The sequence below is a fragment of the Desulfovibrio sp. 1214_IL3152 genome (assembly GCF_036763055.1).
Lineage (GTDB): Bacteria > Desulfobacterota > Desulfovibrionia > Desulfovibrionales > Desulfovibrionaceae > Desulfovibrio.
The window spans coordinates 12,647-27,474 of sequence record NZ_JBAIYW010000265.1; the positions used below are offsets into that span (position 1 = coordinate 12,647).

General features: G+C 54.7%; 22 protein-coding genes. 17 read left to right on the plus strand and 5 right to left on the minus strand.

The genetic code is table 11. The features are described from left to right. Window positions 1–33: 33 nt before the first annotated feature. The 4 genes from V6C07_RS05635 to V6C07_RS05650 form a co-directional block, all read right to left on the minus strand. The gene (locus V6C07_RS05635) at window positions 34–393 is read right to left on the minus strand and encodes a hypothetical protein (protein WP_333535381.1); all 360 of its coding nucleotides are present in this window, start codon (window positions 391–393) and stop codon (window positions 34–36) included. Between the two features lie 921 nt (window positions 394–1,314). After that, window positions 1,315–2,031 (minus strand): DUF5131 family protein, encoded by a 717-nt coding sequence (locus tag V6C07_RS05640; protein WP_333535382.1) that lies wholly within the window; start codon window positions 2,029–2,031, stop codon window positions 1,315–1,317. 47 nt (window positions 2,032–2,078) lie between these two features. Beyond that, window positions 2,079–3,137: a three-Cys-motif partner protein TcmP gene (gene tcmP, locus V6C07_RS05645; protein WP_333535383.1), complete on the minus strand. Its 1,059-nt coding sequence runs from the start codon at window positions 3,135–3,137 to the stop codon at window positions 2,079–2,081. A 20-nt stretch (window positions 3,138–3,157) separates the two neighbouring features. Next, window positions 3,158–3,973, minus strand: a complete 816-nt coding sequence (locus V6C07_RS05650) for a S24 family peptidase (protein ID WP_333535384.1) — start codon at window positions 3,971–3,973, stop codon at window positions 3,158–3,160. Here V6C07_RS05650 and V6C07_RS13390 point away from each other — a divergent pair. The 8 genes from V6C07_RS13390 to V6C07_RS05685 all read left to right on the plus strand — a co-directional run bounded on the left by V6C07_RS13390 (window position 3,972) and on the right by V6C07_RS05685 (window position 7,453). Then, window positions 3,972–4,226: a helix-turn-helix transcriptional regulator gene (locus V6C07_RS13390; RefSeq protein ID WP_442886165.1), complete on the plus strand. Its 255-nt coding sequence runs from the start codon at window positions 3,972–3,974 to the stop codon at window positions 4,224–4,226. The two genes, V6C07_RS05650 and V6C07_RS13390, sit on opposite strands and share 2 nt — an antisense overlap. Window positions 4,227–4,440: 214 nt before the next feature. Beyond that, the gene (locus tag V6C07_RS05655) at window positions 4,441–4,902 is read left to right on the plus strand and encodes a hypothetical protein (RefSeq protein WP_333535385.1); all 462 of its coding nucleotides are present in this window, start codon (window positions 4,441–4,443) and stop codon (window positions 4,900–4,902) included. A gap of 2 nt (window positions 4,903–4,904) precedes the next feature. Further along, window positions 4,905–5,168 carry a hypothetical protein gene (locus V6C07_RS05660; protein ID WP_333535386.1) on the plus strand — a complete coding sequence of 88 codons (264 nt, stop codon included), beginning with the start codon at window positions 4,905–4,907 and terminating at the stop codon, window positions 5,166–5,168. Further along, window positions 5,165–6,310, plus strand: coding sequence for a hypothetical protein (locus tag V6C07_RS05665; RefSeq protein ID WP_333535388.1), 1,146 nt, complete (start codon window positions 5,165–5,167; stop codon window positions 6,308–6,310). Before V6C07_RS05660 ends, V6C07_RS05665 begins: the two co-directional genes overlap by 4 nt. After that, window positions 6,237–6,602, plus strand: coding sequence for a hypothetical protein (locus tag V6C07_RS05670; RefSeq protein ID WP_333535389.1), 366 nt, complete (start codon window positions 6,237–6,239; stop codon window positions 6,600–6,602). Before V6C07_RS05665 ends, V6C07_RS05670 begins: the two co-directional genes overlap by 74 nt. Continuing rightward, window positions 6,599–7,045, plus strand: coding sequence for a RusA family crossover junction endodeoxyribonuclease (locus V6C07_RS05675; protein WP_333535391.1), 447 nt, complete (start codon window positions 6,599–6,601; stop codon window positions 7,043–7,045). The genes V6C07_RS05670 and V6C07_RS05675 overlap by 4 nt, the downstream gene beginning before the upstream one ends. 16 nt (window positions 7,046–7,061) lie before the next feature. Further along, a complete protein-coding gene (gene nrdD, locus V6C07_RS05680; RefSeq protein WP_333535404.1) occupies window positions 7,062–7,241 on the plus strand; it encodes an anaerobic ribonucleoside-triphosphate reductase in 180 nt (59 codons plus the stop codon). Then, the gene (locus V6C07_RS05685; RefSeq protein ID WP_333535392.1) at window positions 7,238–7,453 is read left to right on the plus strand and encodes a MerR family transcriptional regulator; all 216 of its coding nucleotides are present in this window, start codon (window positions 7,238–7,240) and stop codon (window positions 7,451–7,453) included. The genes nrdD and V6C07_RS05685 overlap by 4 nt, the downstream gene beginning before the upstream one ends. On the opposite strand, the gene V6C07_RS05690 is transcribed toward V6C07_RS05685, so the two are convergent. Then, the gene (locus V6C07_RS05690; RefSeq protein ID WP_333535393.1) at window positions 7,425–7,928 is read right to left on the minus strand and encodes a hypothetical protein; all 504 of its coding nucleotides are present in this window, start codon (window positions 7,926–7,928) and stop codon (window positions 7,425–7,427) included. The two genes, V6C07_RS05685 and V6C07_RS05690, sit on opposite strands and share 29 nt — an antisense overlap. 137 nt (window positions 7,929–8,065) lie before the next feature. Between V6C07_RS05690 and V6C07_RS05695 the strand changes: the two genes are divergently transcribed. The 9 genes from V6C07_RS05695 to V6C07_RS05735 all read left to right on the plus strand — a co-directional run. Then, window positions 8,066–8,653, plus strand: coding sequence for a glycoside hydrolase family 108 protein (locus V6C07_RS05695; RefSeq protein ID WP_333535394.1), 588 nt, complete (start codon window positions 8,066–8,068; stop codon window positions 8,651–8,653). Next, on the plus strand, window positions 8,653–8,955 hold the full coding sequence (locus tag V6C07_RS05700; protein ID WP_333535395.1) for a hypothetical protein: 303 nt from the start codon (window positions 8,653–8,655) through the stop codon (window positions 8,953–8,955). The genes V6C07_RS05695 and V6C07_RS05700 overlap by 1 nt, the downstream gene beginning before the upstream one ends. A gap of 2 nt (window positions 8,956–8,957) precedes the next feature. Beyond that, window positions 8,958–9,155, plus strand: a complete 198-nt coding sequence (locus tag V6C07_RS05705) for a hypothetical protein (protein WP_333535396.1) — start codon at window positions 8,958–8,960, stop codon at window positions 9,153–9,155. 62 nt (window positions 9,156–9,217) lie between these two features. Continuing rightward, window positions 9,218–9,673 (plus strand): terminase small subunit, encoded by a 456-nt coding sequence (locus tag V6C07_RS05710; protein ID WP_333535397.1) that lies wholly within the window; start codon window positions 9,218–9,220, stop codon window positions 9,671–9,673. 1 nt (window position 9,674) lies between these two features. After that, the gene (locus V6C07_RS05715; RefSeq protein ID WP_333535398.1) at window positions 9,675–11,087 is read left to right on the plus strand and encodes a hypothetical protein; all 1,413 of its coding nucleotides are present in this window, start codon (window positions 9,675–9,677) and stop codon (window positions 11,085–11,087) included. After that, complete coding sequence (locus V6C07_RS05720; protein WP_333535400.1) at window positions 11,087–12,502, plus strand: phage portal protein; 1,416 nt, start codon at window positions 11,087–11,089, stop codon at window positions 12,500–12,502. Before V6C07_RS05715 ends, V6C07_RS05720 begins: the two co-directional genes overlap by 1 nt. A 119-nt stretch (window positions 12,503–12,621) precedes the next feature. Further along, on the plus strand, window positions 12,622–13,347 hold the full coding sequence (locus V6C07_RS05725) for a minor capsid protein (RefSeq protein WP_333535401.1): 726 nt from the start codon (window positions 12,622–12,624) through the stop codon (window positions 13,345–13,347). After that, window positions 13,344–14,618, plus strand: coding sequence for a DUF2213 domain-containing protein (locus V6C07_RS05730; protein ID WP_333535402.1), 1,275 nt, complete (start codon window positions 13,344–13,346; stop codon window positions 14,616–14,618). Before V6C07_RS05725 ends, V6C07_RS05730 begins: the two co-directional genes overlap by 4 nt. Before the next feature lie 11 nt (window positions 14,619–14,629). Then, a partial coding sequence (locus V6C07_RS05735; protein WP_333535403.1) for a hypothetical protein occupies window positions 14,630–14,828 on the plus strand: 199 nt, incomplete at its 3' end.

Consider the following 14,828-nt stretch of genomic DNA (forward strand, 5'->3'; position numbering starts at 1 on the left):
CGCAGCCAATCACCGAGATACGCGAGTCGAACACTAAGCATATCCACTCCCCAAGGTTTCCGGAAAGTCCAGCCCGGGCTGAACACCGAATGTTCCACAGCACGCCGGGCTTGCCAGTTCATCAAGATAATCTGAACACGGCTCGAATTCATCCGCGTGGTTATCGCAGCGGCCCGTTGCCGCCGTGAGAGTCACAGACACGCCCGCATCAGCTTCAACCGCGCCGCGAGTGCAGGGGCACACGGAAAGCTCACCGCGCCGGATGCCGTTGCGGTCATACACGGGAACCACCATGGCTTCAGAGCGATCCCAGAAGCGGCAATTGCCGCAGATTCTTTCCGAAGAGAGAATTTCAAGGTCATCGTCCTCATGCGTGTAAAATTCTTCGCTCATGGCGGCCCCCGTAAAAGTTGAGACCGGGGATTTACCCCCGGCCTGTATGTAAACCGGCGAGTGCCGGGAGATGTAAAAGCCGGACGCCCAATGCGCCCGGCCCTGCGCAGCCACGGGGAACAAGTAAGGCGTGGCGCGCTTGCCAATTTGAAATTCCGACATTGCCGCCAAGGCGTTGATGTTTCCCTGGCGGTATATGAAAGAAATTCGTTCTGTCTGAATTATTGCCGAACTCTTTTGCAGGTTGTCACCCTGTGGGGTTAGTCACCTCCCCCAGAACCTCCCCGACGCCGTAGATCTTCCGCGACGGATCAACAGAACCCGCCCACCCTGTGGGGCTTTTACTTTCCTCAGCCTTCCCTGTGCTTCGTTTGCCTTCCCGCTCCCGTGGGCTTGCGGCTGTCCTGCACCCGGTACTTGTGGCCTTCCCTTCGCTCTCCCGGCTTGTGCTACTTTCGCCCGTGGGCTGTATTCGCGCTGGCAGTGCGTTGGTGAAGACAGTATGTTCACATTTGTGAACCAAGTCAAGATTTAAATTCACACGAGTGAACAAAGTTGATAAAACAAAAACACCCGCAGTTCAGTGGGCAACAAAAAAGCCCCTCGTGAGGGGCGGGGAGGAAATAGTCAGTAAGGAATAGTGAGCGGTGGGGCCGGGATATATAACTACATAGCCCTGTTCGGCGTAGAGCGATAGTGTCGCCTTACAAGCGTTTCACTGCCATCAGAGTTAACCCTAATGTAGGAACTAACATAGACTATTTTTTTACCATTTCTGGTTTTAGCCACATTACTCACCTCCTCTTTGCGCCAGTTGCGTCTGGTGTCACCGCATCGAGCACAAATTAGTAGGGAGTTCCCGGCCCCAGTTGAAGATGGCATAAGACTTAAGCGTAGAAAAGCCCCCTTTCGGGGGCTGAGCTATATCAAACAACACTCTGGCTTCTGTTGCCAAACCATACCGTCCAACTGCTTGCCTGCTTTTTTCTTATTTGTTCCGCCCCATTGTTTGAAAAAGAATGGGACATCTTGTTGCTGGCAGCTATCGCGAATTTCGGTAACCCAAGATTTTTCCATTGGACGCGAGCCTGGGCCGGATTCGCCGCCAACGATCACCCAGTGTATTCCGGCAAGATCTAGCGGGCCCAAAGAGGCAAGAAGAGGTTCGCACGATAGGAAGCGAACTTCAGCCGGGACATCGCGCAAATTGTCAATTCGATAAGTGTAGGCCATGTTTTCGATACTAACACCCATCCAGACGTTTTGCGGCCACTTTAACTGTGGGGCAAGCTGGCGCAGTCTTTTTGAACGTTTGGTCAATACTTGAAAAACATGGTGGCTGTTTTCAGCCATCACCCCAAAAACTTTTTTGATAAATTCAAGCGGAACGTCTTCGTGGAAAAGGTCGCTCATTGAATTTACAAAAATCAACTTGGGTTTTTTCCATGTGGCTGGGATACCAAGAGCGCTTTCGTGCAGACTGAGCTTGAAGCCGTCTGCATAGTTTGGACTGCCCATTGCCTGAAGGCGCAAGGCCATTTTTTCGGCATAACAGTTTTTGCAGCCTGGGCTAATTTTAGTGCAGCCAGTTAGCGGGTTCCAGCTTGCCTCTGTCCATTCTATTTTTGAAGTAGCCATAATAACCTCTTTATGTAGAGAAACTATAGCACTTTAAATGTAAAAAATCAAACTAGTTCAATTGTTTCAATATTATTAGAAAGCGCATACTTGTTTGAAATAGAGACTTTTTTTCTAATCTTTTTTTCTTTCAACAATTCAGAAATAACACTACTTGCATGTTTTATAATATGTCCATGTGTAACAGTAAAAATATATACACCTCTGTTTGTTGTTATCTCTTTTGCAAGGATTTTCTCTTTGAGTGTCCTTTGAAATACAGGTATTTTACTAGTCATTGAAAATGTTTCATCCAAAAAATGCTGATCATTTTCCGGCATATCTCCCGTAAGCGTAAAGTTTGATTCTCCGTTTACGGAATTATTCCAAGTAGCACTGAGAAACTTCTCTAGACCGAGTGGATGTCGTGTCATAAAAACAAGTCCATGCACCTGATGCGACTTTGTTTTTTTAATAGAAAATGGCGCAAAGTACGTTTCATTAAAGCCAAATTCTTCCTTGCAGTACCTGCAAAATATTTTTGTTATTTCTTTTGGTTTTATGCCCCTCGGAAAATTTGGAAGCCTTGCTGCAAAACCATCCTGTTCGTAAAATCTATTAATGAACGATGCAGGTATAAAAAGGAGAGTATCCGCAGCTTTAATCGCATTCACAGTAGACAGAACCATTTGATAATCAACAATGCCGCATGGGTCTATATAAAAAAAATGTGCAGAATTATTAGGAAATGAGCGTGGCATCAGTGCTTTAAAGCACTCGTCCGCAGATTTGTTTGTAAAATGGCAAGTTATATTTTCAGGCTTTTTGATAAGGTTGCATGCATTTACTTTTAACGGATCGGCGTCGTTCAAGCAGACATGAATCTTTTTTTTGGACAAAAGAGAACCATATTTATTTAGTGCGTTATATATCCGAACCGGACTTCCGGGAATATTTTTAATATCTTGTCCAGGGCCACAATAAAAATCGTAAATATAAATATATGAAATATATGGATGATTTAGAAAGACAGGGAGCCAACCTGTTAAACAGCTTTCAAGAATTTCAAGTTTGAGTATTGTCCCATCATCAAACGGTTCCTCATGGAAGTCCGGCTTTGAAGACACCTAACCCCTCCCTGTTTATTTTAATACCCCACCATCACCCACACAACGCGGCCTACGATAATTTCTTCGCCTTCATTTATGCCCACCCTGAAATCTGGGTAGCTTTCCTTGTCCGGATTCTGGGACTTAAAGACAAACTCCTTACGCGCGAAGTCCACGCCCACGCGCTTAATCACCAGCCCCTCATAAGGGATACGAGCCGCAAAAAGTTCGTTGGCCATAAACTCAGCGCCCAGGCGCACCCCAACAACCGCGCCATGAGGGATCAGCGGCTCCATGCTGTGGCCGCTTACTTTGAGCGCGTAGTCTGACATGCGGAAATATGATGGCGGTGCTGTTACGCTGAACAGTGGCTCAACTTCGGATAGGGCAACCCCAGGGCCAGCCCCGGCCACATCGTAGACGTTGATGGTTTTGAGATCGTCACCTGAGACGGGTATGGGAGGATGCCCGGGCTTACAGATGGAAGGCGTATTGCTGTCGCCAACGCCGGGAATTGCGCTTTTTTGAAAGAAAGCGGCAGGAAGAAAACCCAGGTTTTCGAGGTATTTCATCATATCAGAGAACGTGGCGTTAACGGCTTTTCTATTTCCATTTAGCCATTCTCCAATAACTGTTCTGTTTTTTGTTCCAACAATATCAGAAATCTGCTGGAGAGTCATACCCTCAGCCTTCATCGCCTCGACCCTTGACAGGATTGCGGCCCACGCTTTTTCTGCTACATTTTGCCATTTTTCCATAGAATTGAGCATAGGTGTAACCATCCGTTCACAGCAAGAAACATAGTGTTCTTTTTGGTTGCTTTTATTGTCCACATTTGTGAACATTGTGGGCATGGAAAACGCACTCGAAAAATATCGGAAAAAGTGGGGACTTACTTTTGAACAAATGGCTCAAGGTGCCGGGTTCAAATCGCGTTCTACCGTCCTCCAGCACTGTAGCGGCGTAAGAAAGGTTTCAGCCGAGGCGGCCCTTGCCTACTCGCGTGCATTCGGCATCGACCTTTCCGAACTTCGCCCCGATCTCTGGCCGCCTACAGCACCCCCTGCCATGTCACCCGAATCGGCTGTGCAGGTACACGCGCAGTAAGCAACGCTGCTGCCCGCGCCACGGCCATTTCAACTGCGGCGGCCTCGTCAATGTCTGCCGGGTAGCTGCGGTACAGAGGCTTAAGGAGGGCAGGGGAGAGGATTGTCACGAGCAGGTGGCCCTGCTTCGGTGTGATGTATGCGCGGAAGATTAACGGCTCTGGTTTTGCCATGAAAACAGATTACGGCCCGGAGCGGCTGGAAGGAATTACAATATGAGAGAGCAGTTACAGAGGATTACGTCCCTTCTGGCTCAAGCGTGCGCCACCTATCCGGGCGGCAAGCGCGGAGTTTTTAAGGCCATTGAGCACGAAGAGGGCAAGGGGCTGTCCGAGTCCAGCCTTTACACAGCGTTGAATGCAAACCCTACGGCGCCGGACACGCTGAAAGTGTCGCAACTGGTGAACGTCATGCGCGTAACCGCGGATGTTGCACCGCTGCGCTATCTTGCGGCCATGTTCGGCTATTCCATTGTGTCATACGAGGCCGAGGCCCCGGATGCCCCTACCGCTGAGGGTGAAATGCTCCAGGACTTCCCGGCGGTGGTGCGGTTTCATGAGGTCGGCCTGCGGTATCTGGAGGGCGCGGCGTGCGCTGCTGAGTTGCTGCAGGCGCAGGAAATGGCATTGGCTGAATTACGGCAGACGACAGCAAAGGTCATCGAGGAGGGTAAATAGTCATGGATTCATCGCTCAACCCTCGCAATGCGGTTCGGGCCATCACCCTGCGCCGCCCATATGCAATCGTGTATTGCGCGCTGGATCGTGGCGAATGGATTGTGCAGCCCCGGGAAGTCGCCGGCTCGTTTCGGCTCTCAAAAACAGAGTTCAGGATGCGCTACTGCCTCGAATCGGACTGCCCGCCAAAAATCAAGGTTCTGTTTGAGGGCATACCAACATTCATGCAGTGGCGGACGCGCAATGCGGCAGTGAGGGGCAAATGAACACAGACATTCGCCTCTCAGTTGGGTTCTGGCAGCACCCAAAGACTCGTAAGACTGCAAAGCGGCTTGGCCTTGAGGGTGTGCGCTCATTGCAAATTTTGTGGGCGTGGGCAGCACAGAACCGACCTGACGGCAATCTCACCGGCATGGATTGGGAGGACATAGAAATGGCCGCTGACTGGCAAGGAGACGAGCGGGCATTTTTTGAGTTTTGCCTTGGCGTCTGGATTGACCAAGCTGCCGAAAGCTATGCCCTGCATGATTGGAAAGATCACAATTCATGGGCCAGCGAGGCTGATGAACGCTCTGACAAGGCGCGGTTTTCTCGCTTGGCGACTGTCAATCGTGAAGTATACGAGCGCCTTAAAAGCGATGGCATCAACGCCGTCAGCAAAGAAGAATATGACCGCCTGACCAGCGCTCAGCGTCCGTTTGACGACCGTTTGACGACCGTCGCACGTTCGTCAAACGTCACGCCGTCTCCTGCTCCTTCTCCTGCTCCTACGCATAAAGACAAAGAGGGGGGGGATAACGCGCACGCGCACGTAGCACCTTTCGTGCCAGAAATTCACCCTGAAACTGTTCAGGGTGACATTGAAAATTTGAATCTGGCAGGTTCAGGAGGCGCTGACGCGCGTCAGTCTTTCTCGGAGCCTCCCGCAGAGGTATCACAGAGCACAGGCCCGAAGCGCACAGACTGCCCCAGCAAGGGACACCCGCAGTGGCGGGCATTCCTATCCTGCTGGCAGGTCTACCCTGTGCAGCAGGGGCAAGAGGCAGCGTGGCGGGAATGGATGCGGCTGCACGGCAATGGGACTCTGCCAGAGGCCTATGCGATCAGGGACGCAATCCTGACCTTGGCGCAGGGGGACAGCCGCTGGCAGCGCGGCAAAGTGCCGAACATGGCCAAGTGGCTCAACGGCAAGGGCTGGAATGACAGGCCTTTTGTCGAGCCGGTGCAGCAAGCCAGAGACGGCCCGCCGGTGGCACGGACGCAGCACCAGAAAAACAAACAAAATCTTGAGGGATTGGCGGCATTTGTCGCCGCAGCAGACGAGGAGTTTTCACATGGCTACGAAGCAGAGAATATCGGCAGAATTGGCGCGCATGGCCGTGGCTTACCGGCACCCGTTGGACGCTGACGAATTGCGGGCGCTGGTCAGCACTTGGGATGAGCTTTGCAACGACATCAGCGACGCAGAGTTTATCGCAGCGTGCAAGGCTCACATGCGCAAATCCCCGTTCTTTCCCTGCCCTGCGAATGTGTTGCGGGAGCATGCGGAACGGCCTGTAAAGACGACTTTGCCTGCCCTACCGAAAGAGCCAGAAGAAAAAACACCGCAGTTCGGAAGTCTGGTGCTTGCCGCTTTCAGGGGCGATCCAGAAGCCAGGGCCGCCATGGAGCGAATCAAGGCGGGGAGGGTAGTGCAGTGAAACTTGTCGTCAGAATCGTACCCCGGGCCCAGATGCGCGCCCGGCACGGCGTGGTAAATGGCTTTTCGCGCACGTACAAGGACAAGCTTCAGGCTGCCGAAGAGGAGGCGCTGATGGCCCTGCTCGGACCGTATCAGCCTGCACAGCCGTTTCAAGGGCAGCTACTTCTGGGCGTTAAGGCTTTTCTTCCGATTCCGTCCAGCAAGCCGTCATGGTTTACAGGTAAGCCCAAAGAATTCCAGACCCTGGCTCGAAAAGGCGTTGTGCGCCCAACCACAAAGCCCGACCTGGACAATTTGCTGAAGCACGTCAAGGACTGCCTGTCTAAACTGCGATTTTGGGAAGATGACAAGCTGGTTGTGGGCTACCTGCCGCACACAGGGAAATACTACTCGGACGTGCCGCGCTGGGAGATTGAAATTCTGGAGTGTCCACATGTTTGATTACGCATATCCCGACATGGTGGTGGTCGAGGCAGAGCCGCGGCAGCCAAGAAGGCTCGTCGGCGTTGGTGTTGGTTTTGAGCGCACCCGCAGGATCACCGGATATCTCGTGGGCGATCTGGACAGGTTCAACAACGCCAAGCGGGCAGAGGAACGGGACAGGGCAAAGCATGGGTTGAACCGGGAGGAAGTATGAGTACGGCGGCTGAACAACGGCAGGCACTGCAAGTGAGCTATGTGCCGAAGATTCTGCGCAACATGGCGGAAATCTGCGAAGAGATGGGCGTGGGTGAGAAAACTGTTAAGGCCTGGGTACAAAAAGGCGCGCCCATCGCTGTTGAGGGCGACGGGCGCAAAGTGAGATATAGTGCGGAGATTGCTAGGCTTCAGGCGTGGAGGGTAAGGTAGACAGCTCTCCAATTTTTTCTAATAGCGCATTAATTTTTTCACTCTCTTTTAGTAGTTCTCCACCCCGCGCGCCATGAGAGTTGTTAGATGTCGTATATTCAATTTTTTTATATATTAAATTTATAATACCATGTATTCTTTCCGATTCAATTTGTGAACGGATACTATGATTCAATTCATATGACATTATTTTTTGCGCATCAATATTTTCCTTAGCCAGTTTTGCAGCTTCTTCATTTGCTTCAGCGCTTCTTCTCAGTTCTTCTCGTGTCTCTGAAAGTTCTTGACGTTGAAGTTTAAGCTCTTCTTTTTGAAAATATATGGCGATCATCATCCCCAAAAAGGCTAATCCTGTAAATAATGACTCTATTGATTCTACATTTTTGCCACCTTCCTTGCATAATTCTGTTAGTCCGCCACCCCACAACCATAAAACGACAATCCCGACCCCAATTAACGTAAAAATAACCTTCATGTTTATCCTTGCCGTTTTTGAATAGTTGAAAACCTGTCAACCCCTCCCCAGATACTCCTCAGACCTTCCCAGATACTCCTGAGTCCGTCCTTGTGTAAACCCCATGCTACGCTTCTGCCCAAACAGGAGCGTAAGTCGTGGCCGACAATTTTACTACCGCACACAAATTCACTGCCCAATGGGAAGGTGGTCTTACTGACCACCCCGCAGATCGTGGACAGATAACCAAATACGGCGTCAGCCTTGCATTCCTGAAAGGCGTCGCTGCCGAATCCCAATCCAACCGCGACACCTTGGAGCGTATGGGTATCCGACTGCCTATCACGCGCCAGGTCATTATCGACCTGACCGAAACTCAGGCAGCCAGTCTTTTTCGCTGGCAGTTCTGGGACCGCCTGAAGCTCGATCTTATTCCCCTGCGCCCTGCCGTGGTGCTCTATGACGCCGCAGTCAACAGCGGCCCTGCCCAATCCGTCAAGCTCGCCCAGCGCGGCTACAACCGCTGTGTAGCCTACGGCCAGCCTTTGGTTGTGGACGGCATCATGGGGCCAGCCACCCGCGCCGCCATGCAGCTTGCCGACACGGACAAGGCCCTTACGGCCATGCTCGACGCGCGCGAGGCGTTCTTCCAGACCATCGTTGCCAATAACCCCAGCCAGCAGGTTTTTTTGCGCGGCTGGATCAACCGCGTGGACGATCTGCGCCGTTACGTGCGGGGGCTGTGATGTTTGGATTTCTTGGAAACATTTTTGGCAAGGTACTGGACAAGGTTTCTCCCGACCGCGCGGCAACTCGCGAAGCCCAGAGTCGCATCAATGAAGCCGAAGTTGCTGGCGCACCGGCCAGCCGCCTGCGACTCTGGCGCTCTTTTTTGGGGTGGGTATTGGCCCTGCTGCTTGTATGGGAAATACCCGGACGGCTCATTATCGTGCCACTCTTTTTCCCCGAGTGGGGCAAAACCCTGCCGCCATCTGCTCTGGATACAGTTATGACCCTGCTGCTCGGCATGTTGGGCCTGGGGTTCTAGCTGTGACCGTAGAAATCATGGACGTGCTGCAAATCCTCACACCGCTGGCTATCGCTGTCGTCGGTTATGGGGTTCGCCTCATTTGGAGCGAGATCAAGAGCCAGAGGGCCGAGTTGCGCGAGTACGTGCGCCAGGAGACGTGCAAGGCGCACCGTGCGGATTTGCAGCGGCAAATTGCAGATCTGCGAAAGGATATGTGATGGCAGCTAAGAAGACATCTCAGAAGACACTTAAAGCTGTTTGACGATCATGGCGGTCAGTGATGACGAAGCTCACCCATAAACAACGCCTGTTCGTCGAGGCATATCAGGGGAATGCGACAGCGGCAGCCCTTGCCGCTGGCTACAGCGAAAAAACGGCTCGCTCCATTGGGCGTGAAAACCTGACAAAACCTTACATTCTTGACGCAATTAAAGCGCGGGAGATCAAAGCCCTTTCTACCCTCATTGCCGGGCGGGAAGAGCGCCAAGAGTTTCTTACCGATGTCATGCGCTGCGTCGAAGAGGCAACCAAGGACAGGCTTAAGGCCTGCGACCAACTCTCAAAAATATCTGGCGACTATATCGACCGCCATATCATAGAGACCCCAGATTCTCTCGGCGTTGCCATCTGTGAGCAGAGGTCGATTGCTGCCAGAGAGCGGCTTCTTTCTATACGTGCCGAACGCGAAGCTAGGGCAAGAGAAAGCGACAGAGACAACCCAGGGGTGGCTGGTTAGTATGATCTATCCACTGTTCGATTACGCCGACCGGGTCGCCGGAGAAAATAAGGCCCCATTCATCGATCTGCCGTACCTGCACACGTTCTGCGATGCGCTCCAGGACTGTGTTGCCGGTTGTCTGCCGAACGGAGCCAAGAACCTCGCCTGCTGCATCGCGCCCCGCCACTACAAGACCAGTTTCGGGGCCCGTTCTTTCCCCGCCTGGTGCTTCGCCGAGGTCGCGCCCGACTGCGAGTTTATCCTCACATCCTACTCCGATGAGCTGGTCACCGACAGCGCGGTGGCCATCCGCCAGACCATCACGCAGCCGTGGCATATGGAACTTTACCCGCATCTGCGTATTTCCGCCGAAGACCGGGACCTCAAAAACTATTTCAAGACCACGGCCGGGGGCAGCATCTACGCCGCGCCCATCGGCGGCACAATTACCGGCTTCGGCGCCGGGAAGGTCCGCCGGGGCTTCGGCGGGGCCATCATCTTTGACGACACCATGAAGGCGGCGGACTCCAAGTCCGCAACCAAGCGCCAGAACGTCATTGACTACTACAACGGCACACTGAAGAGCCGGCGGAACTCGGTCCACAATACGCCCATCATCCTCATTGCGCAGCGCCTGCACCCCGATGACCTGCTCGGCTGGATTTTGAAGAACGAGCCCGAGGACTGGCACGTCGTCACCTTCCCGGCCGTGCGCGAGGGGGAACCGCTCAACCCGGTGACCTGCTCCCTGGAGTTCCTCGAAAAACTCAAGATCGTGGCCCCGCACACCTATTGGTCGCAGTACATGCAGTCGCCCATGATTCAGGGCGGCAATATCATCAAGCTCGACTGGTGGCAGACCTATAACCCGGCCCAGGGGCAGCGCGGCGGGCTCATCTTTCTCACGGCGGACACGGCGTACAAGTCCAAGAAGGACAGTGACGCCTCTGTCATTCGCGCATGGGAGGGCACCAGAGATCATCTGTACTGCCTCGATGCCGTCTATGGCCGGTGGGAATTCCCGCGCCTACTCAAGGAAGCTCAGGAATTCTGGCAGAAATGGCAGCAGAAAGGCGCGCGCGAGTTCTGGGTCGAGGACAAGGCCACCGGCACCCCTCTGGCCCAGACCATGCGCGACAACGACATCCCGGCCGAGGACTGGCGACCGGGCGACTTCGATTTCCCCGAGGACAAGGTCGGTCGCATGAATGAAGCGGCCTGGTCCGTTCACGGTGGGCATGTGCTCATCCCTGAAGGCAACGCCGAAGTCGTCATCGACGAAAACACCATGCTGAATGTCGATGCGCAGTCTAAGATGCTGGTAGAAGAGTGTGCGGCCTTTGCGCCGGACATGTCCCATTCCAATGACGACCACTGTGACACCCTCACCATGGCCGTGTCTCTATGGCGCAACGCGGGGGGCGGAAGGTGATGCGAGGTAGAATACTCACGCGCAGACGTCCCGCGCTTGTTATGGGAAGCCGCAAACGGACGCAGAATATGCTGCTCTCGGGCGGCGGGGCCGAGACCTTGCAGGACCGGGGCTCGCGCTCCACATCCAGCGTGCACACGCTGAACCCGTATTACAACAACAACTTTCTCGCGCGCTGGCAGGAGTATATCCGCTGGTATATGACCTCGTGGGAGGCGCGGAAAATTATCGACATCCCTATCGAGGACGCCCTGCGCAAGCCCGTTGAACTACGTGGTATGGCCCCGGATGACGAAAATAAACTCTGGGACGCCTACCTCGCTCTTGACGCCGATCGCCAGATTCGTCGGGCGCTCATTCAGGAACGCCTGCTCGGCGGCGCGCTCATCCTGCCCGTGTTCATGCGGCCGGAGGAGGAAAAGACCGCCGACCGGCTCAACTACAACACCCTGCAGCCGGGCGACCTCAAGGCTCTCAACGTGGTCGACGTCTCGCGCCTGTCGCGCCCGAACTACGATACCGACCCCTTCAGCCCGGACTACGACCGCATCAACAGCATCCTCGTGAACGGCACCGAGGTGCACGTTTCCCGCTGTCTGGTGCTCGACGGCAACGCCCTGTTCAACCGGGCCGCGCAGACCGTGTTGGAAAACTTCCGCTTCAATCCTTGCGGCTTCGGCGAATCCAAGCTCGCCACCCTGTACGATCTCCTGAACCGCGTAGTCGGAACGCAGCAGGGCGCGTATCACCTCGTGAATATGTCCTCCTGCCTGCTCATTGAGGCCGACAACCTGCGTAGCGTCATTGCTTCCGACTCCCCGGCGCTCGCCAAGTTGCGCGAGATTATCGAGCAACTATCCCTGTACCGGGGGGCCATCGTTGACGCCAAGGGCGCGAAAATCAACCAGCACAGCGCGAGCTTCGGCTCCGTGCCCGAGCTGGTCATGACCTTCGCACAGCTCCTGTCCGCCGCATCCGACATTCCGGCTACCCGTTTTCTCGGCCAGGCCCCCGGAGGCCTCAACGCCACCGGCGAGAGCGACCAGAACAACTATTACGACATGGTGCAAGCCTACCAGCGCCTCACGGTCATGCCGGTGCAGCGCCGCATCTTCGACTGGATAGGGGCCACTCTCTGGGGCTGGAAAGACTGGACCGCCCGTTCCGCCAAGTTGGAAATGCACTACCCGAGCCTCAAGACCATGTCGGAAAAGGAAGAAGCGGACATCGCCCAGATTTACGCCACCATCGTGCAGGGTCTTGTGGATTCTCAGGTCATCAGCTCCGAGGGCGCGGTCAAGGAACTTATCGAGCGCAAGATATTCCTTACTCCGGTCGAGGCCATGGAATTTCTGGAGAGCGACCCGGACATCGCCGACCCCTTCGGCGGGCAGGGATTCGGGAGGGTCGCGTAATGCCCATCTTCCTGAACCGAGACACCGCAAAACGCATGCCCAGGGGCAAACGCCGGGCCGCACCAGTGAGGTCGCCGCGTCGCGTGTCTTTGGAGGTTCGGCGGGCTATCGGTGCCACCATGCGCGGGCTTATTGAGGACGTTGAGAACCTCATTCCTTGGCTTGCTGGCGAAGCAACCCCATCACAGGCCGCACAGGCATTGCGGGAATTGCAGGACCGCTGGCGCATCATCTACGGGGCCGATGCGCAGCGCTTGGCATCAAGGTGGGTGTCCGAAGTGAGCAAGGACACCAAGTTGCGGTTGGAAAAAAATATCGCTCGCTCCTTGGGTGTCGATATGACCGCTATCTTCGACGACAAGGTAGTTTTTGACGCTGCAGAACTCATGAGCGTGGAAGCCCGGGGGCTCATTACAACTATCCCTGGAGAATACCTCGACGGGGTGACGCGCGCGGTACTCGATAACTATCAGCAGATACAGCAGCCCGAAGGCCGTAGCCTTGCGGAACAGATCCAGCACCTCGCTGGCGTTTCTGATTCCAGGGCGCGCATCATCGCCAGAGATCAGACAAGCAAAATCAACACGGCCATCAATCAGGCTCGGCAACAAGAAGTAGGCATAGAGGAGTACATCTGGCGAACACGAAAAGATGCTCGTGTAGTTGGTAAGCCAGGTGGACTTTATCCCAATGGGAACCGTACCCACGGCAACCATTGGGAACGCGAGGGGCAGGTATATCGGTGGGATCAGCCTCCGGTCGACGGACATCCTGGCTATGCCATTAATTGCCGTTGCTTTTCTGAACCCATTATTGACGTAAGCAAATTGAGGAACGCGGTATGACGCGCATTCTAAAAAAAGAGTTCATCAACCGAGCGCCCGCGCGCTTCACAGATTGGCGCATTGACGATGACGGGTTCTTGCGTGTGACAGCCGTCGTGCTGAAAGAGGGCGTCTACCCCTATGGCGCGGATGAAGCGGGCACCGCTGCAACACTGCCTGGCATTGACCCGGTGCAGCAGTATATCCCGGCCTCGGAATTTACGGAAAAGGCTCTGGACAGTCTGGAAGGTAAACCAGTTGTCATCAACGCCCATGAATGGCGAGACGCAGGCAATGCGCTTGTTGATGGCCTCACGATTGGTGCAGTGGCCGGACGCCCGTATATGAAAGACGGTGAAATCGTCTGTGACTTTCTTATTATGGACCAAGACACCATTCGCAAAGTGCAAAACGGCGAATTGGTCGAGGTTTCGTCAGGATATAACGGCACCCTTGTCGTAGGCGAGGGAAGCTTCGGCGGTCGCCATTATCACGGCACACAGACCGACCTTGAATTCAATCACGTCCTGCTGCTGCCCGAAGGCATGGGCCGGTGCGGTTACGACGTGCGCATCATCAACAGCCGCGAGCCATACTCCGGCAAACAATCAGAAGGAGCAGGAGACATGCCCACCACTCTGAAGGTGACCGTCGGCAATCGCGCGCGGTCGTACAAGTTCCAGAACGAAGAAGACGCCGCCCAGGCCGAGGAAATGCTCAACGAGGAAAAGGCCTTCAACGCCGAGGCCGTCAGCGCGGCCATCGCGGCCAAGACCGACCTGGAAGGGCAGATTTCCGAATTGCAGAAGCAGCTCGCCGAACACGACCAGCACCTTGCCGACGCCAAGAAGCAGATCGAAGAGTTGCTCACCCCGGCCGCGCAGGAAGCCATGGCCGAGGAGTTCGTCGAGCAGAAGGACGCCGAAGACGCCATCATCGACGCCGAAACCGACAACATGGAAGGCGGCAACGCGGAAGCAGATGAAGAAAAAGAAGAATTCGGCAATGCCCTCAAAAAGTGCAATAGCATGGCCGAGCGCCGCAAGGTGACTGTGGCCCGCGTCATGAACATGCGCGGACTGAAGGTCGACGACTGGAACCAGGACGCCTTTGACGGTGCGTTCGAGATTCTCGCCGCCAATGCCAAAGCGAAGGCCAAGAGTAAAGAAAAAACCGGGCGCGTTCTCAACGGCTCCCGCACTCCCGGCAAGGGCGGATCCCAGCCCGCCAACAACCGCGAGCGCATGCTCCGGCCCATGAAAGCCCGTAACGCGAAGCCCGAAAGCAAGTAAGGAGAACGACCATGCCCAACACTTACAACCCCGTGCGCAACGGTTTTGCGCAGAGCTCGTACAAGGACCAGCAGGGCACGGCGCTCGCCGGTTCTCTGGCCTTTGCCAGCGACAAGAATCTTGTGGACGCCTTCATCGTCGGCGACGTGGGCGACGACGGTCTTGAAGCGGGCCTCGCCGTTATCGCAGGCGTCGCGACCGACGTGCAGC